Annotated in this window: 21 protein-coding genes and 2 rRNA genes; 7 read left to right on the forward strand and 16 right to left on the reverse strand. The window is 36.2% G+C overall.

Features of this window, described 5'->3' with window-relative positions; genetic code table 11:
- Window positions 1-25: 25 nt before the first annotated feature.
- The 5 genes from NTX65_17760 to truA form a co-directional block, all read right to left on the reverse strand.
- A complete protein-coding gene (locus NTX65_17760; protein ID MCX6171183.1) occupies window positions 26-808 on the reverse strand; it encodes an enoyl-CoA hydratase-related protein in 783 nt (260 codons plus the stop codon).
- A gap of 10 nt (window positions 809-818) precedes the next feature.
- Entirely contained in the window at window positions 819-1403 is a 585-nt protein-coding gene (locus tag NTX65_17765; protein ID MCX6171184.1) for a hypothetical protein, read from the reverse strand.
- Window positions 1404-1420: 17 nt separating this feature from the next.
- Entirely contained in the window at window positions 1421-1900 is a 480-nt protein-coding gene (locus tag NTX65_17770; GenBank protein MCX6171185.1) for a DUF2231 domain-containing protein, read from the reverse strand.
- Window positions 1901-1971: 71 nt separating this feature from the next.
- On the reverse strand, window positions 1972-2742 hold the full coding sequence (gene fabG / locus NTX65_17775) for a 3-oxoacyl-ACP reductase FabG (protein MCX6171186.1): 771 nt from the start codon (window positions 2740-2742) through the stop codon (window positions 1972-1974).
- A gap of 1 nt (window position 2743) precedes the next feature.
- Window positions 2744-3478, reverse strand: a complete 735-nt coding sequence (gene truA / locus NTX65_17780) for a tRNA pseudouridine(38-40) synthase TruA (protein ID MCX6171187.1) — start codon at window positions 3476-3478, stop codon at window positions 2744-2746.
- A gap of 618 nt (window positions 3479-4096) precedes the next feature.
- Here truA and NTX65_17785 point away from each other — a divergent pair.
- The 3 genes from NTX65_17785 (at window position 4097) to NTX65_17795 (ending at window position 9225) form a co-directional block, all read left to right on the forward strand.
- Window positions 4097-7042 (forward strand): TonB-dependent receptor, encoded by a 2946-nt coding sequence (locus tag NTX65_17785; GenBank protein ID MCX6171188.1) that lies wholly within the window; start codon window positions 4097-4099, stop codon window positions 7040-7042.
- 17 nt (window positions 7043-7059) lie between these two features.
- Window positions 7060-8271, forward strand: a complete 1212-nt coding sequence (locus NTX65_17790) for a hypothetical protein (GenBank protein MCX6171189.1) — start codon at window positions 7060-7062, stop codon at window positions 8269-8271.
- A 387-nt stretch (window positions 8272-8658) separates the two neighbouring features.
- Window positions 8659-9225: a hypothetical protein gene (locus NTX65_17795; protein MCX6171190.1), complete on the forward strand. Its 567-nt coding sequence runs from the start codon at window positions 8659-8661 to the stop codon at window positions 9223-9225.
- 21 nt (window positions 9226-9246) lie between these two features.
- Here NTX65_17795 and NTX65_17800 read toward each other — a convergent pair whose 3' ends face one another.
- The 9 genes from NTX65_17800 to NTX65_17840 all read right to left on the reverse strand — a co-directional run bounded on the left by NTX65_17800 (window position 9247) and on the right by NTX65_17840 (window position 19845).
- Window positions 9247-10011, reverse strand: a complete 765-nt coding sequence (locus NTX65_17800) for a hypothetical protein (protein ID MCX6171191.1) — start codon at window positions 10009-10011, stop codon at window positions 9247-9249.
- Entirely contained in the window at window positions 10008-11384 is a 1377-nt protein-coding gene (mtaB, locus tag NTX65_17805) for a tRNA (N(6)-L-threonylcarbamoyladenosine(37)-C(2))-methylthiotransferase MtaB (GenBank protein ID MCX6171192.1), read from the reverse strand. Before mtaB ends, NTX65_17800 begins: the two co-directional genes overlap by 4 nt.
- Before the next feature lie 190 nt (window positions 11385-11574).
- On the reverse strand, window positions 11575-13413 hold the full coding sequence (rpsA, locus tag NTX65_17810; GenBank protein MCX6171193.1) for a 30S ribosomal protein S1: 1839 nt from the start codon (window positions 13411-13413) through the stop codon (window positions 11575-11577).
- 167 nt (window positions 13414-13580) lie between these two features.
- Entirely contained in the window at window positions 13581-14258 is a 678-nt protein-coding gene (gene cmk, locus NTX65_17815; GenBank protein ID MCX6171194.1) for a (d)CMP kinase, read from the reverse strand.
- Between the two features lie 159 nt (window positions 14259-14417).
- Window positions 14418-15587: an ABC transporter permease gene (locus NTX65_17820; GenBank protein MCX6171195.1), complete on the reverse strand. Its 1170-nt coding sequence runs from the start codon at window positions 15585-15587 to the stop codon at window positions 14418-14420.
- A 91-nt stretch (window positions 15588-15678) separates the two neighbouring features.
- On the reverse strand, window positions 15679-16836 hold the full coding sequence (locus NTX65_17825; GenBank protein ID MCX6171196.1) for an FtsX-like permease family protein: 1158 nt from the start codon (window positions 16834-16836) through the stop codon (window positions 15679-15681).
- A 108-nt stretch (window positions 16837-16944) separates the two neighbouring features.
- Window positions 16945-17616: an ABC transporter ATP-binding protein gene (locus NTX65_17830; GenBank protein MCX6171197.1), complete on the reverse strand. Its 672-nt coding sequence runs from the start codon at window positions 17614-17616 to the stop codon at window positions 16945-16947.
- A 25-nt stretch (window positions 17617-17641) separates the two neighbouring features.
- Entirely contained in the window at window positions 17642-18835 is a 1194-nt protein-coding gene (locus tag NTX65_17835; protein ID MCX6171198.1) for an efflux RND transporter periplasmic adaptor subunit, read from the reverse strand.
- A gap of 242 nt (window positions 18836-19077) precedes the next feature.
- Complete coding sequence (locus NTX65_17840) at window positions 19078-19845, reverse strand: inositol monophosphatase family protein (GenBank protein ID MCX6171199.1); 768 nt, start codon at window positions 19843-19845, stop codon at window positions 19078-19080.
- Window positions 19846-20230: 385 nt separating this feature from the next.
- On the opposite strand from NTX65_17840, the gene lon reads away from it, so the two are divergent.
- The 4 genes from lon to dnaX all read left to right on the forward strand — a co-directional run bounded on the left by lon (window position 20231) and on the right by dnaX (window position 25503).
- A complete protein-coding gene (gene lon / locus NTX65_17845) occupies window positions 20231-22651 on the forward strand; it encodes an endopeptidase La (protein MCX6171200.1) in 2421 nt (806 codons plus the stop codon).
- A 125-nt stretch (window positions 22652-22776) separates the two neighbouring features.
- The gene (locus tag NTX65_17850; GenBank protein ID MCX6171201.1) at window positions 22777-23286 is read left to right on the forward strand and encodes a hypothetical protein; all 510 of its coding nucleotides are present in this window, start codon (window positions 22777-22779) and stop codon (window positions 23284-23286) included.
- Between the two features lie 28 nt (window positions 23287-23314).
- Complete coding sequence (locus NTX65_17855; protein MCX6171202.1) at window positions 23315-23821, forward strand: GAF domain-containing protein; 507 nt, start codon at window positions 23315-23317, stop codon at window positions 23819-23821.
- Between the two features lie 11 nt (window positions 23822-23832).
- On the forward strand, window positions 23833-25503 hold the full coding sequence (gene dnaX, locus NTX65_17860; GenBank protein ID MCX6171203.1) for a DNA polymerase III subunit gamma/tau: 1671 nt from the start codon (window positions 23833-23835) through the stop codon (window positions 25501-25503).
- A gap of 104 nt (window positions 25504-25607) precedes the next feature.
- Here dnaX and rrf read toward each other — a convergent pair.
- Both rrf and NTX65_17870 read right to left on the reverse strand, forming a co-directional pair.
- A 5S ribosomal RNA gene (gene rrf / locus NTX65_17865) occupies window positions 25608-25724 on the reverse strand.
- 100 nt (window positions 25725-25824) lie between these two features.
- Window positions 25825-26238 (reverse strand): 23S ribosomal RNA (locus NTX65_17870); the annotation flags it as partial.

Here is a 26238-nt window from a genome sequence, read left to right on the forward strand (position 1 = left end):
CAGAATAAAAATTTTACGTTAGAGATTATTCATTTTTAAAATTTGGTTTTCTTTTTTCCAGGAATGCTAAAGTGCCTTCTTTAAAATCATCGGTGCCGCAGCAGATAGCAAATAAACTCGATTCCTGGTTTTGACCTTCGGCTTCAGATGTTTCGCTACGAGAGACTATTGCTCGCAATGCCATTTTTACGGCAATTTGTCCTTTAGAAGAAATTTTTTCTGCCATCTCGATCGCTTTGCTCATTGTCTCTTCACTTGAATAAACTTTATTCACAAGACCGATTCTCAGTGCTTCAGTTGAATTAATCGGTTCACCGGTCAAAATCAATTCTGAGGAAAGACCGGAATTTATTAAACGAGTTAAGCGTTGGGTTCCGCCGTATCCGGGAATAATTCCGAGATTAACTTCCGGCTGACCAAACTTTGCCTTTTCATTTGCAATACGTATATGACATGCTAATGCTAACTCACATCCTCCGCCAAGTGCAAAACCGTTTACAACCGCAATTACCGGTTTGCCCAGCTTTTCAATAATGTTAAAAACTTCTTGCCCCTTCTCTGAAAATAGTTTTCCTTCAACTGTGTTTAATTTATTTAGCTCGGAGATATCAGCCCCGGCAACGAAAGCCTTCTCGCCTGCGCCAGTTATAATTGCGACATTAACAGTATTGTCATATTTAATTTCGTTAAAACAATTTTTTAGTTCATCAAGAGTTGAATTATTGAGAGCATTTAATTTATCCGGTCTGTTGATTGTAACAAATGCAATATTATTTTTTATCTCAAATAAAATGTTTTTGTATTCCATAATAACCTCATTAAAATTTTACAAAGATTGGAATATTAGCTCTCAAGTTGAATGATAAATATTGATTTGCCGGTAAATAATTATAGTAAGTGATTACATCCAAAATGAACATCGAAAATCCGGCTCCGACATGAAAACCAAATTTACCAATATCTTCCAAGTAATCTTGCTTACCGCTTCCAATTTTAAATTGATTTAGGTTTTCAAAATATCCGAACTCGGCGCCAACATCAATAATCGGCATAAGCAGTACAATGTTTTCGAGAATTGGTTTGAAATAATAACGTACGCCACCTGTTAGTATTAGTGCATTGCTTGAGTAAGATGAATAATCGCTAGTTTTATAAAAAGCTTGACTACCTGGAAAATGTCCATAACCGATTGAAGTGTAAATAAAAAAAGGAATGAAAATATTATCAGTATAAGATAGGGTTACATCGGCGCCAATACCGATATTATGCTTTTGAGACATATCGCCTATAGGAAAACGGGGACCGACACCGATTCCCATGAACAGTCCTTTTGCTTCTCCAAGCCGAAATTGTCCAAGGACTACAGAAGCAGAGATTACAATTAATAAAAATATTTTTTTCATTTATTTATAGAGTGATTTTACTTTACAAAGATCTGAGTGCCAATTCCATGTTGAAAGACTAGATCTCCCCCATGAATTCCCGTCATATAAATTAAATAACAGCCTATCAATCCCAATAATACAAATGCATATTTTAAGTTGTTGTTTTCTGAAGTTATTGACTTCCAAATTTTTTTCTTAGCCATCAAGTAAGTCCTAAAAATTAGAACAGCAGAAAAATACCAGACTGTGATTGTTGCATAATTTTCATGAATTTCGATAAGCTCATTCAGATCACTTTTTTTACCGATTAACAATTTAGCTGCAGTATAAGCCTGATTACCGGTTAGTACTGCTATAAGTGCTGTGAAAACTCCGGCAATTAACAACAGGTAAGCGGCTTTTACCAAATGATCTTTTTTCAAAATCATTCCAAACGTTTCAAGAATAAAATACATAATGAAAAATGCTACCGGAAAATGAACAATACGCGGATGAATCTGTGATAGAAATTCCATTTATAATCTTTCATTGAAATATTTCAACCTGTTTCAAATATATGACAATGAACTCAATATTCAAAAATGAATTAGCCGCACAAAATACTTCCGCCATTCACATTTAGTATTTCCCCGTTAATGTGGCGAGCAAGATCCGAAGCGAGAAATAAAATTGGACCGGCAATATCCTCCGCAGTCGCAATCCTTCCAACAGGGATCTCTTTTCTAACACTCTCTTTGTATTTAGCATCGGAAAAAACTTTACTGCACATTTCCGTATCAACCCAACCGGGTGCAACAGAATTTACAGTTATGTTATATTGTGCCAATTCAACTGCAAGTGATTTAGTAAATGAAATAATTCCTCCCTTGGATGCCGCATAATGTGAGTGAAATGCCTCTCCACGCTGACCGGCAGTTGATGAAACCAATATCATTCTTCCGAAATTATTTTTCTTCATTTGCTGTGCAGCGGCTTTACAAAATATGAATGTAGAAGTGAGATTAACTCTCATTAGTTCATTCCAATGATCAAGAGTCATTTCATCCAATGCGCCATCGTTCCATATCCCGGCGTTATGAACAAGGATATCAATTTTTCCAAATTCATCGGAGACTTTCACAATCATTTCATTGATTTCTTTTTCGGATTCCATATCAACGCGGTATGCTTTCACTTTAGGAAATTGATTATTAGATGATCGATCAAATTTTTTTTCAAGTTTCTTGGCCTGATCTTCGGCATTTTTATAAGTAAACGCCACAGAAGCATTTGCCTGCGAAAACAATTTAACGCATGCTTCGCCAATTCCGCGTGAACCGCCGGTTACAATTGCGACTTTATTTGTCAGATCTATCATGTTAATACCTCACTTTAAATAAGAATAAACCTTTTGCCGGAACCGCTTCGGCTGCTTCTTCTCTGTTTTTTTCTTCAAATACTTTTAATAAATAATTTTCATCTAGATTTTTTTCAGCGGCATAAAGTAAAGTGCCTACAATCGTGCGAACCATTCCGTGCATAAAACGGTTTGCCGTAATATAGAACATTGAAATATCTTTCCCTTTTCTCCACCAGATTTCTGAGACGTTGCAGATTTTGTCTTCAATATCTTTATTTTTCTTTGAGAAGGAAGTGAAATCGTGCTCGCCTAATAAAACTTTTGATAATCGATTCAGATCAGAAAAATCAATTTTATTTATTGGAGGATAGTAATGAGAATACTTATAAAAGAAAGGTGATTTGTGATGGCTGAAAATGTAAATATAACTTCTGCTTCTCGCATCAAACCGGGCATGAAAATTTTCATCAACTTTTCCCATCTTTATAATTGATATATCATTAGGCAGAATTGAATTGAGCGAGTACTTGAATTTATAAATGTCCAATTCATTCACAGTTCTAAAGTTAGCCACCTGTCCCCATGCATGAACACCGGTATCCGTTCTGCCTGAGCCGATTAAATTCACACGTTCTTTATTTATGACTTCAACAGCATCAATAACTTTTTGCTGAACCGACATGGCATTTTTCTGAACCTGCCAGCCTGCATAATTGGAACCGTCATATTGAATAGTTAGCCGATAATTGTTCACGATGCCTCAATATAATTATCCCACATTTTCATGCGGGTAAATTTTTATAATAGAATAGATAAAAGTTGTTTATTTCTCCGGAAAAAATTATTTTCGATTAGTATTGAACAATTTTGAATTACAAGTTTTACCTGATATCTATTTTTACACGGCTATAAATATATTTAATTGTTAATTCACAAGTCCAAAAAATACCTTAAAAGGTGAGGTTTGTTTATTGTACTGTGCGTTCAATGATTTTAATTAATTACAATTATTCATCCTTCATCATGGATCGACCAACTTGCAAATAGCACAAATGGATTTAATCTCAACAATCGGATACATCCCGGGATTCTAAGGGTTGATAAATTTTCGAATATATTTAAGTAATAATTGTATTTATAAACAAAATAAATTACATTAAAGAAGAATTTGAATTATTTTTTTACACGGCTAAATTATTCTTTTCCTTATACTCTTTCTTTTACTCTTACATTTTCTCTTAACATGATTGATGTTTATTCCTAATCTGGAATTGTACCTTAATACTGAGATTTTGTTTTTAAATTTTTGGACTTTGATAAACAAAGCACTGATTAATTCACTAATCTCATTAATAACTTACATGGAGAATCTATGAGAAGATTATTACTGTCCTTCCTCATTCTTGCTCTGGTTCCCAGTCTATTTTTCGCCCAGGAAACATTTAAGGTTTCCGGTAAGGTAACGGATGCCAAAACCGGCGAAGCATTGATTGGAGCCAACGTAATGCTGAAAACTTTAAATCTCGGCGCTGCGACAGATTTAGAGGGCAATTACACTTTTGATGTACCCAAAAGTCTTGCTAACGGTCAAGGCGCCGACCTAACAGCTTCTTTTGTAAATTATAAAAAGAAAACTGTCAGAGTCACACTAAATGGTACAAACATAACGCACAACTTTGCTCTAGATGAAGATGTTTTTCAGAACGAAGAAATTGTTGTAACAGGTATCGCGTCAAAAACGGCTAAAGCAGTAGCCGAAGTTTCGGTAGGAAGAGTTGATGCTGCAAATCTATCTACGATTAATACTTACAACAGTCTCTCACAATTGGTAGGAGGCAAAGTTGCCGGAGTCCAATTAAATACTTCGTCGGGTAACGTTGGTTCTGGCTGGAGATTCTTTGTACGTGGAGGCGGCGGTCTCAACGGTAACGAACAACCAACAATCTACTTGGATGGAACCAGATTAGATAACACTGAAATCAATTATTTTGGAAACGGCGGTCAGGGTACAAGTCTTTTATCAAATCTAAATACAGATGATATAGATAAGATTGAATTCTTAAAAGGCCCGGCGGCGGCGGCAATGTATGGCACAAACGGTTCAAACGGTGTTGTCTTAATTACGACCAAGGCCGGAAAATTAGCTCAAGGATTAGGTCAAGGACTTTCGATTGATTACAAATTCAATTACGGTTATAACCAGAAAATGTACTCATACAAAACCGGAGATTTCATAAGTGCAAATGATGCAAACAATATATTCGTGACAGGATATTTACGAAGCCATGCAATTAATGTTGCCGGTGGAGGAACTAGATTAAGATATTATACTTCAATTGAGAACCGGAGTGAATTAGGAATTATACCCGGGAATTCGGAAAACAGAACTTCTGTTAGGTTGAATGTCAGTTCTTTTCCATCGGATAATCTTACTTTGAAGTTAAGTTCCAATTATGTTTATAACAAATTATTAAGACCATGGGGCGATAACAATGTTTTCGGGTGGCTTGGTAATACTTTGCTTAGACCAACATCTTACACATTCACTTCGGATGCGGCAATGCGCGTACTGGATGATCAAAGTATTGTTAACGAATTCATTGGGAATGTTTCCGCTATTTGGACACCAATAGAAAACCTCGAAGTTGTTGCAGGTATCGGTGTCGATAATTCTGGATGGGAAGAAAAGAGATTATTTCCTTATGGATATAGCTATGGTGGTGGTTTAATTACTACGGGCGAAAAGGATATCTATAACAGAAATAACAGACAATTTACATACGATTTCAATGCAAATTATTCTTTTAAATTATTCGATATGATTAATGTGAGATCATTAATCGGGTCTCAAATTTTTACTCAAACTTTAAGATTTAGTGCCCAACAGGGACAGCAATTCTCTTCAAATTTAATATCGTCAATCGGAGCTGCTGGAAAAATTATTTTTTATGATGAAGGAATAACTGATTTAAAACAAGCTGGTATTTTCACTGAGCATTCATTCAGTTACCTCGATCAATATTTTCTAACTCTCGGTCTCAGAAAAGATTATGCTAGTGTAATCGGAGAAGAGGCACCATCAATCACTTATCCTAAAGCAAGTTTTGCAGTGCGTTTAGATAAGTATGACTTTTTACCTTTATGGGTTGGTCTTTTGAAAGTGCGTGCAGCTTACGGAGAAAGCGGTGTGCTACCGGGAACAACAGATGCCATACCATTATTATGGACAGCACAAACAGGCGGTTACGGCGCGGGTGCTGTACTCTCAATCATCGGTAACTCTGCTATTCAGCCCGAAAGAGTCAAAGAATTAGAATTAGGTTTTGATACTGAATTATTTACAGATATCTCTCTTGAATTTACTTACTACAAAGGTAATGCGGTTAATTCAATCATTGGTTTATTGAATGCACCATCAACAGGTAAAACTGCTTCATCTCAACCATTTAACATTGGTGCAATTAAGAGCCATGGATGGGAGACTTTAATACAATATTCTCCAATCAGGTCAATCGATTATAATTTGGATCTAAGTTTAACTTGGAATTATCAAACAAATATGGTTGAAAGTCTTGGCGGAGCTCAGCCAATTTATGATGGATTCGGTTTCAATGTGATACAAGAAGGGATGAAGAAACATGAATTTTTCGGATTTGTTTCTACCGGTGCAATTTTAAGTACAACAACCGGAAAATACTCAGCGCCTCAACCAACAGTAGATGCAAATGGAGTTGCTACAAAAATAGATCTTGGTAGTCCGACTCCGGACCATAGCGGTTCATTCTCTGTTAATTTTAAATTCTTAAAGAATTTTAATCTTTATGCCTTAGCTCAATGGGCTCTCAATTTCAAAGTGGTGAATTATACTAAATTCTTTGCAACAAGATTTGGAAATAATCCATATGTAAATAGGTTGAGAGCATTACTTGGATTATCTGCACTTGCACCTGGAGTAGCACCAACTGACGTTACACCGATAACTCCCGGAACACCTGAATATAAACAGACGGCGGATGAATATTCCCATTACGATGTCACATACGGATTAAATTATGTAGAAGACGGCGATTATTTAATAGTACGTGAATTAAGTTTGGGTTACGATTTCACAGATCTTCTTAAGGATTTCGACATCCATACTTATGTTAAAGCTTTAACAGCCGGATTTTCAGTACGAAATCTTGTTAGATTCACTAAATATACAGGTGCCGATCCAGAAATTAACACTGCGGGTTCACGTTCGTTATCTTATGGACAGGATTTCCTAACTCTCCAATCGCCCAGAACGCTGAATTTCTGGGTAAGAATTGGTTTATAACGAAAGGAGACATGAAAATGAAAAAGAATAAAATAAAATATCTTCTAGCCGTCCCGGTACTAATCTTGTTTGGTGTAGCCTGCAATGATTATGTTTCGGATGTACAGCCGTTAATAACTCAAGCCCAGGATAACCTCTTAAATACCGAGGCGCAAGTTCCATTCTTGGTTGCAGGAGTAAAACAACAATTTGCAAACATTGCATCTCAGCTTGCTGGCGAATCTGATATGCTATCAGATCAAGTTATATATACAAGCGACATTCCAACAGCAAGTTTTCCGCAATTCGAGGAGATAGATAAAGGGTTGATATTAACTAATAATGCATCAGTGACAAATCTTACCTTAGCTCTTGGTCCATTAAGATTCTATGCTGATGACCTTGTTAGAAGAATTGGTACTATAACCTTTACAAGTACTACAATACAGAATGATGGTTTGTTTACCGGTTACCTCTATGGCGGTTATGCAAGATATTTGATGGCAGTAAACTTTGGTTTAAATCAAAATCAACCCGGAAATACTATTGATGCAGGTCCTTTCATTGCACAATCCGATTTATTAAACCAGGCAATTGACAAACTTAAAAGCGCATTGACTGTTACTTCAAAAGCGACTGACACAAGGATTGTAAATTCGTTGATTGCAAAAGCATATTTAGCCAAAAGCGATTATACAAATGCCGCAACGTATGCTGCCTTGGGAATGGCGAAAGGTGATGCAGAATTCGATGCATTATATAGCAGTACAAGCCAGACCTGGTGGTGGGGATTTGCTGGAAACGGCCGCGTTCAAGCAGGAGTAAATTCCAGGTTCAACGATTATATAACAGCAGATGCCAATGAAGCCAACAGAATTAAAATAAAAACGGTAAAAGGCACTAGCGGAGCTACTTACTATTATCAAATTAAATATCCTAACCAAGATTCCCCTATGCCGGTTATGACATGGCAGGAAAATAATTTGATGCTTGCAGAATTAATCCTAAGAGGAAATGCGACAGGTAATGCCCTCGCCCTTGTAAATGATGTAAGAGATTCACACTCACTCAGTGCATTAACATCCATTACAACGGATGGTGTATTGGTTGAACGCGATAAAGAATTGTTCTGCCAAGGAACTCGCCTAATGGACCAGAACAGAACGGGTAATTGGCACTTAGCTGCAGGAACATGGCATTACCTGCCTATTCCGGATAGAGAAAGACTTGCCAATCCTAACTTGCATTAATGAACAAGTCATAGGTAATTACAAAAAAGGGCTGCAGAATTGCAGCCCTTTTTTATAGAAAAAAGTTTTTCTGTTCAAATTTATGTATATAATAATTTTAATGTAATATATTTATGAAGATAGTAATGGAAAATTTTTTAATGCAAAAGGAAATGCTTTTTTTTTAACCCAAAACTTTTTGAACATATAAAAGTCTCTTTAAGTAACATTCAGATCATTATTTGAGCTAACCACATGAAATTCCATCCACTTATTAAAAATCTTTCTCGGTATATGCTATTAATATATTTTTCTGTTTTATTAATAAGTTGCTCAAGTTCATCACAATTCCAGTATATCTCACAAGAATACAAAAGCAGAAATGAAACAACAGTTAAAGTGATGGTAATGCCGTTTATTTTAAAATTATTGGATATTCAACAAAAAGAGTTACTGATAGATAAAAAAAACCGCGAGAAGAAACCGATTACCAATAGAGAAGTAGAATTATTTGATAATTATATGACACAACTGATCGCAGATAATACACGAGCAAAAATAAGTAGTGCAAGTAATTTACCCAATCTGGAGGATTTTAAATTTTCAAAACAAATAGTTAAGAACAAAACTGTTGATAATTTTGAAATTTTCATCCCTTCTTTCGACAAAAAAATTTTTAAATCAGAAGTGCCCGACTATTTAGCTCTTTTTACAGATTTATTTATCTTGAAGTATAATGATGATAAAGGACTTAGTGTGGGAAGGGGGTCTGAAACTTCATATTCTTTGGAAGCAGGCTTGGAATATGTACTATGGGATGTTAAAAATATGAGAGTTGCATCATATGGGAGATTAAATCAAAAAATAAAATTATTAGATACCCCGGCAAAAGAAGATTATTTAGCCATCTTTGAGAAGTTTGCGATATCAATAATTCAACAAAGCCCTTTTGCTACAAAGAAAATTTATTTCTGAATTATTTTTTTGAAGGCGGTTTTAAAGTTTTGACACGAAATTCAGTGTTATAGTCTGTGGAATTGTCTGCCTGTTTTCTATATTAAAATAAACATTCCAGCTTAATTCTTTTGGAAGATTTTTATTATAAGCCGCAACCAATCTAACGGCATTAATTGCACTTATAACACGGTTCAATATTAACGCACCGACAACAAATCTAACATTAGTATAAGCAGCTTCGCTGGAGGTCCACATATTCCGGTACTCTTTACGCTGATCAGGGTTGGACCAATTCCAGTAATGTGTTGCCGGGTTATAAACTTTTTCAAAATTACGATCTAATTCCATTACGCTGTTGTATTCATCCAAACTCTGATAAATACCAATATTGGCAAAGTACTCCGAATCTTTGTTGTCAAGTTTAGCGCCTGCTTTGGATTCTGCAAATGATTTGTAATTTTTCGCCTGCCAATTTCCATACAAATCAAATCCGGTAAAGGTACCCCACAAAACACCATCGGCTATTGTAAAATATTTTCCGCTCTCGTAACCATTCGCGTAAAGCTCACCCATTCCGGGTAATATCATAGAATATAAAATTGCAAGCGCCGGATTTTTCTTCTGAGATTGCGGATTCTGGATGTCTGGTGTATGGTTGCTGATTGCTGACTGCTGATTGCTGACTGCCGATAGCTGATGGCTGATTGCTGTAGCTTGTTTCAGTTCAGCAAGACTTTTTGTAGAAGATGTTTGGGCAATCAGAATTGATGACATAAGTACAACTAGAGAAATAATATTTTTCATTTTGAACCTGGCGATATTTTTAACAATTCATTGATTTCAAGTTTCTCTGCCGTACAAATATTTTCATCAACCTCCTTAATTTTTGCCTTCACAAATTTATTAATTATTTCTGAATTGTATAGTGCTTTTATTCTTACATAGTTAGAAGTAAATCCTTTCATAAAACCATCATGGTTCTCATGTTCGAACAACACAGTTAATTCTTTGCCTATCATACTCTGATAAAATTCATGACGTTTCTTCTCGCTTAGAATACGCAACATATTACTTCTTCGCTTCCGTTCAATAACATCAACCGAATTAGGCATTTCAATCGCTTTTGTGTTGGGTCTTTCCGAATAAGTAAAAACATGAAGATAAGAGATCGGCAAATCACGTAGAAAATTATAAGTATCCAAAAAATCTTCTTCTGTTTCTCCGGGAAAACCAACTATAACATCAACGCCAATTCCTAAATCTTTTATTCTCCCCTTTGCTTTCAATATTAGTTCTTTGTAATCTTCGACACGGTAACGTCTTTGCATCAACTTCAAAATTTTCGAACTGCCGCTTTGGAGCGGAATATGAAAATGATTGCTAATTCTTGGATCACTCGAAGCCAATTCTAAAATATCATCTGTAAGAAGATTCGGTTCAATTGAACTGATTCTTATTCTATAATCACCTTCGACTTTTAACATATTCTTTAACAATGCATACAAATCCATTTCCTGCTCTTGATCATGATCAAGAGTATGAGCAAGATCATGATTAGAAGGAGAACTATAATCTCCAACATTAACGCCGGTAAGAATTATTTCTTTGTACCCTTGTTTGAGTAATTCCTTAAATTCTTTTATTACTTCTTCAGGTTGAGCGCTTCTGCTTTTACCGCGCGCTAATGGAATTGTACAGAATGAACATTTATAATCGCATCCATCCTGAACTTTGAAGAATGCACGTGTCCGGCTATCGGCATCAGTTGAAAACGAAGAGTTAAACGAATTTAATTCTTCAGTTGGTGAAACGTGGATACACGATAATTCTTTCTTCTCAAAATTTTCTAAGTATGAAAAAAGATTGAATTTTTCGTTACTTCCCAGAACAGCATCTACGCCGTCAATCTTGGCAATCTCATCCGGACGAAGTTGCGCATAACATCCGGTAACAACCACAAACGCATTTGGATTATTCCGCAATGCGCGACGAACAACTTGCCTGCATTCGCGGTCCGCGTTATCGGTAACCGTGCAAGTGTTGATCACGTACACATCGGCTGCATCTTCATAATCAACAATTTTGAAACCGCGTTTTAAAAATTGATTGCCGATCGTAGATGTTTCCGAAAAATTCAGTTTACAGCCTAATGTATGGAATGCTACTTTAGATGCCATTACTACCTTTAATTCTTGATCTTACTCATGAACTTGATCGTTATCGGAAAAGATCAGGATCAAGAGCATGATTAACAAAAAATGGTTTTCAAATTTCTATAATAAAATGGGCTGCATTTAATTCAAACATAAGAACATATTTGATTAAACACAGCCCAATCTTAATTGCTAAGAGCTAAATGCTGCAAGCTTAAGCAGTAGTTTCTTTCTTTTCTTCTTCAGCCGGACGATTACTTTCTCTTTGTGTCTGCGGCTTAGCATCTTCATATAAATTGAAATCGGATGAATCGAACTTACCGGCATCGGCAGTTTTTACGTCTGCGACCGATACTTTTTCCAACTTAAAGTCGGTAATATATTGAGCAATTTCTTCATCTGATTTTTCTTTCAAAGCAGCGAGTGCGCTAAGAACAATTTTCTTGTTCTCTTTATCGAACTCAACAACTTTCATTTCCAATTTGGTTCCGATTGGGAAACAGAAAGAAAGATTTTTAATTTTGGAAGTCGACAGCTGTGTTGCAGGAATAAATCCATCAACACCAAGTGAAAGTTCCGCGATCAATCCTTTTTCGATGATGCGGACAATCTTACCGTCTGCTTTCTTTCCAACAGCATACTCTTTCTCAAAATTTTCCCAAGGATTTTCGTTTATCTGTTTATGACCAAGAGAAATTTTTCTTGAATCGGTATCTACACCAAGAACAACAACATCAATCTTATCACCTTTCTTTACTACTTCACCGGGGTGGCGTATTTTTTTAGTCCATGATAAATCTGAGATATGTACTAAGCCGTCAATACCCGGTTCAAGTTCAACGAACACACCAAAATTTGTTAAGTTGCGTGCGATTCCTTGATGTTGTGAACCGACCGGATATTTCTTTAATAGGTCAGACCACGGATCAGGCGTTAACTGTTTCATACCAAGAGAAATTTTCTTGTCATTCTTATCCAAACTTAAGACAACAGCTTCAACAACTTGTCCCATAGAAACGAATTGTGAAGGATGACTGATATGCTGAGTCCAGCTCATTTCAGAAATGTGAATTAATCCTTCAATTCCTTTTTCGATCTCTATGAAAGCGCCGTAATCTGTAAGCGATACAACACGACCGGCAACTTTATCGCCGATTTTTAATTTATCTTCAATTTTTTCCCATGGATGCGGCAAGAGTTGTTTCAAGCTAAGTGAAATTCGCTTGCGTTCCATTTCGAAATCTGTAACAACAACTTTAATCTTCTCATCAAGTTTAACAACTTCGCTAGGATGATTAATTCTTCCCCAGCTTAAATCTGTAATATGAACAAGACCGTCAACACCGCCAAGATCAATAAACACACCAAAATCCGTAATTGCTTTAACAGTACCTTCAAGAATTTGTCCCTTCTCAAGCTTATCAAGAATTTCTTTTCGCTGATCGGAGATCGTTTCTTCAATAAGAACTTTGTGGGATACAACTATATTTTCTGTAGGAACATTAACCTTCACAATTTTGAAATCCATTGTCTGACCGACGAATGCATCAAAATCGCGAACCGGGCGAATATCAATTTGTGAACCTGGAAGGAATGCTTCAATTCCCATCAAGTCAACAACCATTCCGCCTTTAATACGTTTAAGAATTTTTCCAGGAAGGATTTTTTCGTTTTCGAATGAATCCATGATTCTTCCCCAAATTCTAAGGAAGTCTGCCCTCTTTTTGGAAAGGATAAGATTGCCGTCTTCATCTTCAACACTTTCAATAACGATTTCGACGCTTTCGCCAATTTTAATTTCGTCAGTTGAATTGAATTCTGCTTTAGAAATTGAGCCGTCGGATTTGAATCCGACATCTACAACAACGTTATCTGCGTTTATGCCAACAATCTTTCCGGTAACAATTTCGCCTTCTTTAAATTCGCGAAATGAATCTGCATAAAGTTTTGATAATTCTTTTAAATCTTCCGGTGAGTATTCATCTTCATTGATGAATCTTTCTTTTTTTACTTTAGATACTTTTTTAACAGTATCTTTTTCTTGTTCGAACATCTGAGCTCCTGCTTGTCTTACTCTGCTTCGATTATCCTACCATCAAAGAAATCTTGGCAGTTTTTGTTTAGTTATACATCAGTTTTTTGTGATGGTATTTTATAGCTAAAAGCTTTTGGCAATTAGCTGTTAGTCAAAATCTCTTACTCAGTCACTCAGTTACTTCATTAACTTTTTTTTAGCACATCTTTAATCTTCACCAATAAATAATCCAAATCTTGTTCCGGAGTTAACGCAGAATTATCAAACTCGATTGCATCTTCTGCTTTACGTAAAGGAGAAACTTCTCTTCCGCTGTCAAGCTTATCTCTCTTTTCAAGATTTTCTTTTACTTCATCATAAGTGATTGAAAAATTCTTTTCCTGAAATTCTCTCAATCTTCTTTTTGTACGGACGTCAATAGTTGCTGTTAGGAAAACTTTCAGATCAGCATTAGGAAATACGACAGTAGTAACATCTCGTCCTTCGGCAACAATATTGCCTTCGTTGCCAAGCTTTTTCTGAATTTTTACAAGTTCCGAGCGAACTTCAGGAATTTTACTTATGTCGCTCACTTTTGCATTCACTTCTGCGCTTCTAATCTGCTCGGTAACTTCTTCATCATTTGCAAAGACTCTAGTAATGCCGTTTTCAAATCTTAGCTTAAGATTAATCCGCCTCGCCAATTCGATAACAGCGGAGATATCTTCCGAAATTCCGTCACGGAGAGCAAGAAAAGTTATTGCGCGGTACATTGCACCCGTATCCAAATATATGAATCCGAGCTTTTGAGCAATGTTTTTAGCAGCAGTACTTTTACCGGAACCGGCGGGACCGTCTATTGCTATGATAATTTTATTTGACATTTGGCTTGCAAAAATAGGAAATCAACCCCGATGCTGCAAATTAATAATCTAATTTAATTCCAGACAGTAGTTTGATCCAATAATGAGGAAATTAGATGAAATTCTTTCTCATTTTGATGATTTTGAACTTAACTGCGAAAAGATCTGAAAGGATTGTTTTTAACCTCCTCTCAAAGCATTAACAATATTTAGCCTTGCAGCACGAACCGATGGTAAAAAACCTCCAACGAAGCCCATGATAATAGCAAAAATGAATGATGAAATGACGATCGAAAACGATAGCGCGAATGAAAATGATAATTCTGCGAATGAACTAAAGTTCAGAGTTGAAACAGTGAAAAATTGTAAAAACGATGCGAAGAATAATCCAACTACAGCGCCTATCACCGAGATAAAAAGCGCTTCAGTTAAGAATGCAACTAAAATACTTCTTCTGCTGAAACCTAAAGAGCGCATTGTTCCAATTTCAACTGTGCGATTAGCAACAGCCGAATACATTGTAATCATTGCACCAATTATTGCACCGATACTGAAAATTACCGTGATAAAAATTCCAAGTACGCGGATGAATGTTGCAAGAAATTCCGATTGTTCTTCAAAAAATTTCTGTTCTATCTTAGGTTCGAATTGGACCAGACGCTTGTCGGTTTCAAATGCAATTTTACATTTTTCAAAATCATTAGTATTTGCCATTTTAAATGTAAGTGTGGAAACGGAACTTCCACGGTTAAGAGCATTTAGTAATTGATTTGAATCTCCCCACAATTCAGAATCAAATCCGCTTCCGTTCGATTCCATAATTCCAACAATTGTCCAATTATCTCCTGCGAATTTTACTGTGCTTCCTATCTGAGCGCCGAGAAATTTTTTAGATATTGCTTCGCCAACAATTAATTCTCTCAAAGAAGGATTGAACATTCTTCCTTCTTTAATTTTGATTTGCGGACGCAATAAGAGTACATCGGGAGAAACGCCGCGTACAGTTACATTGCTCATTCCCCCTTTTTTAATTTCAAGATTGATTACAACGACCGGTTCTTCCGAGATGATCTGTTTGCCGTCATTCGATTTTGCAATGAAGGGTAAAGTCTTAATAACGTTACGCGTCTCACCATCGATGATACTTGATATCTCGCCGTTGGAAGCTTTTCTTGTTACCATTATGTTATCCGGCGATCCGGTTGCAATTAAAGTTTTTTGAACACCGTAAGCCATCATCAATACGGCAGCAAAAACAAAAACCACTAAGGCAATTCCGGTTACAGTAATTGCTGACGTAAGTTTTCTAGTATAAAAACTTCTTAAAACATATTTGAATGGAACTGCCATGTCTACCTCTTTTTGTCATGTCGCGCTTGCTGCGGAATCTATTTAAACTAGATTCCAGCTATCGCTGGAATGACATTTTAATTATTAAAAATCATCCTACAAACCTAAATCCATCAACAATTTTTGTGTTGAGTGCTTTATGTATCGGAAAGACAGATGCTATAACACCAATAAAAATTGCGGAGGCTGCAGCCAGTATAACAGTTATCGGTTCAATAAAGAAGAACGGGAAAAATCCTTTCGGCATAACCTGTTCGAATCCGGCTACAATCGGATAGAGTAAAGAAATTCCAATTCCAGCTCCCAAACAAGAGATTAACATTGATTCACCAAGTATCAATCCTGTTAAATGGTAAGCTGAGAATCCGAGTGTTTTAAATACTGCATATTCTCTTGTTCTTTCTCGGGCAGACATAACCATCGTATTTGCAAGAACCAGCATAATTATTCCAATAATCGCAAAGGACATAAAATTCATTGCGGTAATAATTGCACCTGAAGCGGAAACAAATCCTTGTGTAAATGCTTTTTCCGTTTCCGTCTTTGTCTCTGCAGTTGAATTTTTAAATTCCGCATCAATCTTTTCCGATATCTGAGCGGAGTTGTTTGTATTATCAATCTTAACTATGAACCAAAAAAATTGATCGCCCCTTACCGGGGTTTCCTGTTTGATTCTTTCATTTAGATAATCCCAATGAAAGAGCATCTGAGTTGCATCTGTATTTTTATTCTGTGGTAGATAAATTCCGCTCACAACAAATTCCCATCTGCCCGGAAAGATATCTCCATCGAGAACTATGATATCTCCAATCTTGAATTTATATTGATCCGCAATTGATTTACCTACAATACAACCGTTCCGTTCTTTTTTATAACGATCGAAGTCATTTTTAGAGACCATAAATTCTGGATACAGATCAAAATAATTATCGTCAATTGCCACTCTTGCAAAGAAATTACTTTTATCTTTGTAAGTACCGCCGAACCACGCGGCTCCGCAGACTTCCTTAACTCCGGGAACTGATTCAATTTTAGTTTTGTATGCTAGCGGTAGCGGAAATATAAATGAAACCGCCTGACGTGTAATTAATCTGTCCGCACCGGCAGCATCAACACTTGAATCCCAAATTGTTACTACGGTTCTCAATAATCCATAAGCGATTACTGCAATCGCAATTCCAAAAATAGTTAATGATGTTCTCAGTTTATGCCGCAGAGCATTCTTAAAAATTAATTTGAATACTTTCATTTCTGCTCCTTAAAGGGGTGTGAGAAAGTATCGTCCCACATCCTCAAAATTTCTATTCTTGAAAAGTACTCTGTCAATTGTATTAATAAAGAAATCATCTCAAACCCCTTAAACCAAATCGCCTTTTTCTAAGTGAAGCAGGCGCGTTGCTTTTTCCGCCGCATGAGGATCATGAGTTACCATTACAATTGTTTTCTTAAATTCTTTATTGAGCCGTTCCATCAAAGTGAGAATTTCTTCTGCAGAAGTTCTATCCAAATCGCCTGTCGGTTCGTCGGCAACCAAAATTACCGGATCGGTTACAATTGCGCGGGCAATTGCAACACGCTGTTCCTGTCCGCCGGACAGTTGTTTCGGATAGTGATGAATCCTATCGCCAAGTCCCACAATGCTCAACACGTTCTCAACGTGTTTTCTTCTATCTGACTTTGAAAGTTTAGTTAGAAGAAGTGGGAGTTCAACATTTTCATATGCAGTTAGAACAGGAATCAAATTATAAAATTGAAATACAAAACCGACATTGGCAGACCGCCATTTAGCAAGACCGGATTCATTCAGCCTTGCAATGTCTGTTCCGGCGACATTCAATTCTCCTTTTGAAGGGCGATCAATTCCTGCAATAAGATTTAGCAGAGTTGTTTTACCGGAACCGGAAGGTCCCATCAAAGCTAGGAATTCTCCTTCTTCAACATTTAGTGTTAAATCATGAAGAACAGGAATTTCCAAACTGTTTCTCCAATACGATTTTGAAACGTTCTTTACTTGTATTATTACAGACATATTTTCTCCTGCTTTTCTTAAAACTTTATTTCAATTTTACTTTTACGCCGTCTTTAATTTTTTCATCAATCGTCTCGATAATTTTATCTCCGTTCATCAGTCCGGATTTTATTTCGATATATGAACCAAGTTCTCTACCTGTAGTTACAGGAACTTCGATAGCTGTCTCATCACGCACCATATAAACAACTTTTGCGTTGTTACGGGTAAAAACCGAACCGATAGGAACAACGAGAAATTGTTTTGTCTCTTGAATGTTTTCATTCTTTGAATTTTCATTTAAGAAAATTACTTTTGCGCTCATTTCCGGCAGAACTCTTTGATCGTAATTTTTAAATCCGACTTTAACCATTACAGTTGCTTTGGAACGGTCTGCGGTTGGAACAATCTTGGCAACATAACCGGGATAAGCGTTATCAGGATAAGCGTCAAGACGTATTTCACAATCTTGATTAATATTAATTTTTTCAATGTTGGATTCCGATACATCAATCTCGGCTTGAAGTGAAGTCATATCAGCCATCAAAACAACCGCTGCTTTGGAATTTACACCTGCTCCGAGAGGTGCAACAACTTCGCCAACATCTGCATTTTTTGTTAGGACCGTTCCGTTGAACGGTGCGCGTATTAAAGTATTTTCCATTGCAACTTCAGCACCTTGAAGCAGAGCTTTGGCAACTTCGATTGAAGCAAGCACACGGTTATACCTTGACTGCGCTCCATCCAATTCCATCTGAGAAGCTGAGCCGGATTTAAATAAACTTTGGTAACGTTTATAATTATTATCCGCGTCGGTAAGATCAGCTTCGTTGAGTTTCAAATTTGCTTTTGCCTGTTCAAGCTGAGCTTTGATATCACTGTCGTCAATTCTTGCAATCACCTGGTTTTTTTGAACGCGGTCTCCTTCAACAACACCAAGGTAGACCAAACGTCCCGTTCCTTTAGAAGCAACAGCAGCTTTTCTTTGCGCAACCACATATCCGCTTGCAGTTAAAACAGCATTTGTCTGTGCCGGTGACTGCAAAGTAACAGATGTTAATTTTACTTCAACAGCGGGGTTGGTAAAGGATTTCCATCCAAAATAAATTATAAGAATGAAAATAATAATTCCCGCAATCGTTGCAATCATCTTAAACATCTTACCGCGCTGTTCAGGATTTTTAAGTTCGGTCGCTCTGTCAATTTTTAATGATGATAAATCTGCGTTTGTAGTTTTCACTTTTATACTCTATAGTTTTAACAGTTTTCGGTTATAAATAAAAAGTTGAGTCGAAATTATGAATTCCAGATTATTCAAACAAGAGAATCATAAAAATTTTGTGCTAGTTCAATTTATCAAAGATATTTTTGTCTTGAGATTTTTTTTCAAAACCAAAATAAATTAATTCATTGATACGAATAATAAATAATCGGCGAGTTAAGGAAATTAATCGGTGAATGAAATTTTCAAAAAAAATATAACTAATAAGATTTCAATACATCAATCATCCGCTTCTGCACCTTTCCATTTGTTGCTAATATTTGTTTGGAGAAAATATCAATTTCCTCTCCTGCAAAATTTGTAACAACACCGCCGGCTTCTTCTATAATTAATTTGCCGGCACACATATCCCATGGATGAAGATGCACTTCCCAAAATCCATCGAAAACGCCCGCAGCTACATAACACATATCAATTGCGGCGGATCCCAATCTTCTAACCGCACGGGAAGTTTTCAAAAATGCAGCAAATCTTTCAATTGCAAAATCCGGATTATCATGAATATCGTATGGAAATCCGGTAACCAGCATACTCTTTCCTAAATCATCATTAGAACTGACTTGCAATTTTTTCCCATTTCGGAATGACCCGCTTCCAATTTCCGCAGAATAAATTTCATCCCGCATCACATCATAGACTACCCCGCAGATTGTTTCACTGTTTTTCTGAAGTCCGATTGAAACGGAAAATATCGGCAGTCCTAAAGCAAAATTGGTTGTTCCGTCAAGTGGATCAATTACCCATAAATAATCCGATGATGATTTATGCTCGCCGCTCTCTTCAGCAAGAACCGCATGAGTAGGAAATTCCTTCTTTATATAATTTATTATCGCTGCTTCCGATTTTTTATCTATTTCCGTTACCATATCCGTGATATTGGTTTTGAACTCAACAGAAAAATTTTTGCCAAATCCTTCTTTAACAATTTCTCCAGCTTCTTTCGAAATTTGAATTACTTTGTCAATCATAATCTTCCATAAATTGTTTTTACAAAAATAGTTTAATAAAAGTTTTCCTGCTGTTAATCTTGTTAATGCTTTTCAGACTCATATTCTTGTTTGTGATCTTGCTCTTTTTCATGATCTTCATCTTTCTCTCTTTCATGATCTTGATCTTCCTCTTTTTCATGATCTTCATCTTACTCTCTTTCGTGATCTTGATCTTGCTCTTTTTCATGATCTTGATCTATACATTCCTAAGGTGCTAAGAATAAGATCATGATTAAGATTAGGATCATGAGCAAGATTAAGAGGAAGGGAATTAGATAAAATAACCGTTATTAGTCTTCCTTGATAGCCCTATGATTTATTGGTATATTTTGATTGTAAATCAAATACGGAGTTTTTAACCCTGATGAATGAAAAAAATACAAAGCTCAGCGATGAAATTACGAGTATAGAGAACATTCCGCACGTTCTTCCCGTTCTGCCGTTACGTGATAATGTGATATTCCCCTACATGATTTTCCCCGTTCTAGTAGGACGTGAGCAATCAATCCGGGCGGCAAATTTTGCACTCGATAATTCCAAATATATTTTCCTCGCCGCGCAAAAAAGATCGAATGTTGAAGAACCGGCAAAAGAAGATATTTATATAGAAGGAACAATCGCCAAAATAATTCAAATATTAAAATTGCCAAACGGTCTCTTGAAAATTCTGGTTGATGGAATTATTCAAGGAAGAATTATTGCTTACACCGAACGAACCAATTTTTTTGAGGCTGAGATAGAAGTCATTACTCCCAAAAATGAAGACAAGCGGGAAATGAATGCCCTCTTGCGGCAAATGTCTACATTATTCAAAGAATATGTTAAAATAAATAAATCAATACCTCCGGAAGCTGTTCATGCGTTTGATAATATTGATGAACCGGACAGAAAATTGTTTTACGTTGCCGCGAATATCAATCAACAAATCGATGTGAAGCAAAAGATACTTCAAAATTTTTCATTGAAAGATCAACTTTATGAAGTGATCCGTTTACTAAACTCCGAAATTGAAATATTGAAAATCGAAAAAGAGATTGAAGGTAAAGTCCAGGATAATATACAAAAGACACAGCGGAAATTTATTATACAAGAGCAGATCAGAATTCTGCAGGATGAACTTGGAGAGGAAGAAGAGACATCGCCCGATTTTATAAAACTGAAAGAAAGAATCGATACGGCAAAAATGCCTAAAGCAGTTTTTGAAAAAGCGATTGAAGAATTTACTAAATTGAAGAAGACTCCACCAAGTTCACCGGAATCAACAGTTATACGCAACTATCTGGATTGGCTTGTTGATGTTCCTTGGCACACAAAAACTAAAGATCACCTTGATATAAAAAACGTTCGTAAAATTTTAGATGAAGATCATTACGGGCTTGATAAACCTAAAGAAAGAATTGTTGAACATATTGCTGTGTTAAATCTTGTGAAAAATATGCGCGGACAAATTTTATGTTTTGTGGGACCTCCCGGAGTTGGAAAAACTTCTTTAGGAAAATCAATTGCACGGGCAATCGGAAGGAATTTTGTACGCATTTCTCTCGGTGGAGTTAGAGACGAAGCTGAAATTCGAGGTCATAGAAGGACTTATATCGGCTCTATGCCGGGGAAAATAATTCAATCTATGAAGCGCGCTAAAACAATAAATCCCGTAATGCTTCTTGATGAAATAGATAAAATGAGCATGGATTTCCGAGGCGACCCTTCTTCTGCAATGTTGGAAGTGTTAGATCCCGAACAGAACCATACTTTCAATGACCACTATCTTGATATAGATTATGATCTTTCTCAAGTAATGTTTATAACTACTGCTAATGTTCGTTACAATATTCCCCTTCCTCTTCAGGACAGAATGGAAATTATTGAGTTGCCCGGTTATCTGGAACACGAAAAAATTCAGATTGCAAAACGCCATATAATTCCGAAGCAAATTGCAGCTCATGGTTTGGAAAAATTTAATGTTGAGTATAAAGATGAAGCGATAAATAAAATTATTATGGAGTACACCCGGGAAGCCGGAGTAAGAAATCTAGAACGTGAAATAGCTTCTGTATTAAGAAAGACAGCTCGAGAAATAGTTTCTACTCATTCGAACAATGGAAAATCATTAAAATCAAAGAAGAAATTTCCAATTGATTCAGCTCTAGTAGAAAAATTTCTAGGTGTTCCAAGATTCAGAGCTCAAAAAGCTGATAAAGAATTAAGAGTTGGAAGTGTTACAGGTTTAGCATGGACTAGTGTTGGCGGAGAAATTCTTCAGGTGGATGCAACTGTAATGACTGGTGCAGAAAAACTTACAATCACCGGACAAATTGGAAACGTGATGAAGGAATCGGCTCAGGCAGCATTAAGCTACTTACGATCAAACGCAAAAGATTTTGGTCTTGATGCACACTTTTCAAAAGGAAAAGAAATTCATATTCATTTACCCGAGGGTGCAATTCCAAAGGACGGACCGAGCGCAGGTATTACACTTGCAATGGCAATGTATTCGGCACTCAGCAATAAACCGGCACGTAATGATATTGCAATGACCGGTGAAATTACATTGCGTGGGAAAGTACTACCTATCGGCGGATTAAACGAAAAACTTTTAGCCGCAAGAAGAAATGGAATGAAGACGGTTCTAATTCCGAAGGAAAATGTAAAAGATCTGAGCGAAATTAAAAACGAGGTTAAGGAAGGATTAAAAATTGTCCCTATTGAGACAATTAAAGAAGCTTTGCCATACGTGTTTGAATCTCCGAGAGAAAAAAAATCAACTAGCAGAAAAAAGAAACGATAATAATACTATAGAAAAGATCATCATTAAATTTGATATTAAGGTGAAGCTAATAGAATCATTATCTTAAAATAAATTCAACAAGAGATAATATTAAATGCTGGTTTTAAAGATTGGGGAGAATATTTATGGACTTAAATAAGGATGTCTACAAGAATATTAATTCTGGTCGGTCTAATATTGCGCAAAAGGAAGAGCCATTAAGTGAGGAAATAGTAGAAGAATTCAAGAATTATCTTGAGACACTTGAAAAAAAAATCGAAGAAAGATACGGAAGGGTTAGATTACAAGAACGGCTAAATGTTGAAAGAATTAAAAAAACACTTTCAGAAATGAATAAATGTATCGCCGAAGGTTCAATAAAAATAACAGAGAATAAAACCAAAAAATATATTCACGTTAATAAGGTTAGATATAATACTGAACCAAGCGGTGAGGATGCACTTTCTAGTCTAAAAATTGCCATTAGTGATAAACTAAAAGCACCTTGGTTACGAAGAGTTAATTTATTTGATTTTCCATTCCAAGTATCTTTGAGGGAACTTGATAATAAAAAATGCATTGAAATGACGCACACCTTTTATAATTTTAAATACACTGCTGTAGTAAGAATGTTAATTCGGGAAATAATTTTTTAGTCAGTAATCTATTAATACATATAATATAATGTCAGATACAATTACAATTAATAAATCTCTATCCGATGAGGAGATTTATAAATCGTTATTACCTCAAATTGAAGCGCTCATTAACATTAATGAACCGTTGATTTCCAACTTGGCAAATGTTTCAGCGGCACTAAAAGAAGCGTTTAATAAAATTAGCTGGGTTGGATTTTACTTATATAGAGACGGGAAACTTTTTCTAGGTCCATTCCAGGGAAAAATTGCATGTACTGTCATTGAGATGAATAAAGGTGTTTGCGGTACTTCCGCTGCGTCAAAGAAAACAATTATAATTGATGATGTGAATAAATTTCCCGGACACATAGCATGCGATTCGGGATCTCGTTCTGAAATCGTAATTCCCCTAATGAAAGATGAAATGATTTTCGGTGTGTTCGATCTGGACAGCTATGAAGAAGGTTCATTTAATAAGGTAGATAAAAAATATTTAGAAATGCTTTGCGATCATTTAACCAAAAAACTATCTTTTGAAAGATTTACTTTATAAAGAGAGAATTTATGACTGAGCAGGTAAAGTTTGTTGTTACAGCACGCAAGTGGAGACCTCAGACGTTTGAAGATGTAGTTGGACAAGAACACATAACAACGACTCTCAAAAATGCTATACTCAATAACCGGGTTGCTCATTCATATTTATTCGCAGGTCCTCGCGGAGTAGGAAAAACTACAACGGCAAGAATTTTAGCAAAGGTTTTAAATTGCACGAATTCAAAAGATGGCGAACCTTGTAACCAATGCGAAATGTGTTTATCATTTGCTAATTCGCAATCATTAGATATTATCGAGATTGACGGCGCCTCAAACAGACGAATTGAAGAGATTAGGACTCTTCGCGAATCGGTTAAGTATGCACCAACTAAAGGCAGCTACAAAGTTTATATCATCGATGAAGTTCACATGTTGACGACGGAATCGTTCAACGCACTACTTAAAACACTCGAAGAACCGCCGGAACATACAGTATTTATTTTTGCAACTACCGACGTACACAAAGTACCGTTAACTATAATTTCCCGCTGTCAGCGCTTCGATTTCAGACGTATTGAAATGAGCGTTATGAAAAAATTACTCTCGCAGATTGCAGCTGCGGAAAATATCACAATTGATGATTTGTCTCTAACACTCATCTCTAAAAAAGCAGACGGTGCGTTACGGGATGCTCAAAGTCTGTTCGATCAGGTTATCTCTTTCAGCGGAAATAATGTTGATTCTATTTTACTTTCAAAAATGCTCAATCTGATTGATGAAGAAATTTATTTTACGATTTCAGATTCAATACTTGAAAAGAATTTTGTCTCAGCTTTCGAAGTATCTCAAAAAATTTATGCAAACGGTTGGAACAATATTGATTTTATGAATGGATTGATCGAACATTTTAGAAATATAATGACGGTGGTTATAAGTAAAAATACAGATTTAATTGAAACAGCTGAGATATTCAAGAAAAGATATTTAGAATACACTAATAAATTTTCCGAAGGCGATCTTCTGCGAGCCATGGCGTTCCTAAACAAGATCCAATGGGAACTGAAATCATCATCCAATCAAAAGCTGAAAATCGAAATTTCACTTTGTCATTTAATCGGGCTGGAAAGATCTTCGACTATAACCGAAGTTCTTTCGAAGATGGATATTGACGAACCGGATAAAAAAGTAAATAAAATTTTTGATTCTTCGTCGAATTATAATGCAAAAAAACAAATAGATACAACTAATTCAAATGTTCGGTTGGCTATGAAAGAAGAAGTGATCGTACCGGAAATAAAAGCTTTTGTTGCACCAACTTTAGATTCTTCTAATGATTTCAAAGATATTATTTCTAAATGGAATGATTTCATTGAGCAGGTTAAATCCGAAAAATTATTTTTTGCTGAATTACTATTAAACTCCAACCTTCTACAATTTTCAAATGATCAGCTTCACATTGAGGTTGAGCATCCGGAAGATGGAGATATAATTAATGAGAATAAAACGTATCTCGATAAAAAAACTAAAGAAGTATTCGGTAAGAAAATTGGATTAACCGTATCTCGCGACAAAAAAAATTCCGGCAAGAAACAATCTGTTCAATCAAACAAAGTTTCTGATACCAAAACTTCAGGTGGTGATGAAAATCCGTTGGCAAATGCTATAATAAAAGAGCTCGGCGGAAAGGAGATAAAAAGGTAATACAAATAGAATATTTAGATCTGGATCTTATTTATTCAGAGAAGTATAATTGAAATATTTTTAAATAAAAAAAAGCCCCGATACTATCGGGGCTTAAAATAAAATCCTGGCGGCTACCTACTCTTCCACGCACCTGCGCACGCAGTACCATCGGCGTATAAGGGCTTAACTTCTCTGTTCGGAATGGGAAGAGGTGTTTCCCCTTAGCTATAACCACCAGAAAACTTTTGTCCCGCAAAGCGGGAACAGTATCTGTCAAAAATAAAATGAAAGAAAGAAAGAGTTTGAATCTAGTAGTAACAACTATCTTGAAATAAAAAAATGGCTAAGCCTCACGACTTATTAGTACTGCTCGACTGAATTCCTCACGGAACTTACATCTGCAGCCTATCAACCTTGTAATCTCCAAGGAGTCTTTAGTGCCTTTCGGCAGGGATACCTAATCTTGAAGTGTGCTTCGCACTTAGATGCTTTCAGCGCTTATCACATCCGTACATAGCTACCCAACTATGCCTCTGGCGAGACAATTGGTACACTAGAGGTACGTTCACTTCGGTCCTCTCGTACTAGAAGCGACTCTTCTCAAGTATCCTTCGCCCGCATAGGATAGGGACCGAACTGTCTCACGACGTTCTGAACCCAGCTCACGTACCGCTTTAATTGGCGAACAGCCAAACCCTTGGGACCTTCTTCAGCCCCAGGATGCGATGAGCCGACATCGAGGTGCCAAACCTT

This window comes from Ignavibacteriales bacterium (assembly GCA_026390795.1).
Taxonomy (GTDB): Bacteria; Bacteroidota; Ignavibacteria; order Ignavibacteriales; family Melioribacteraceae; genus Fen-1258.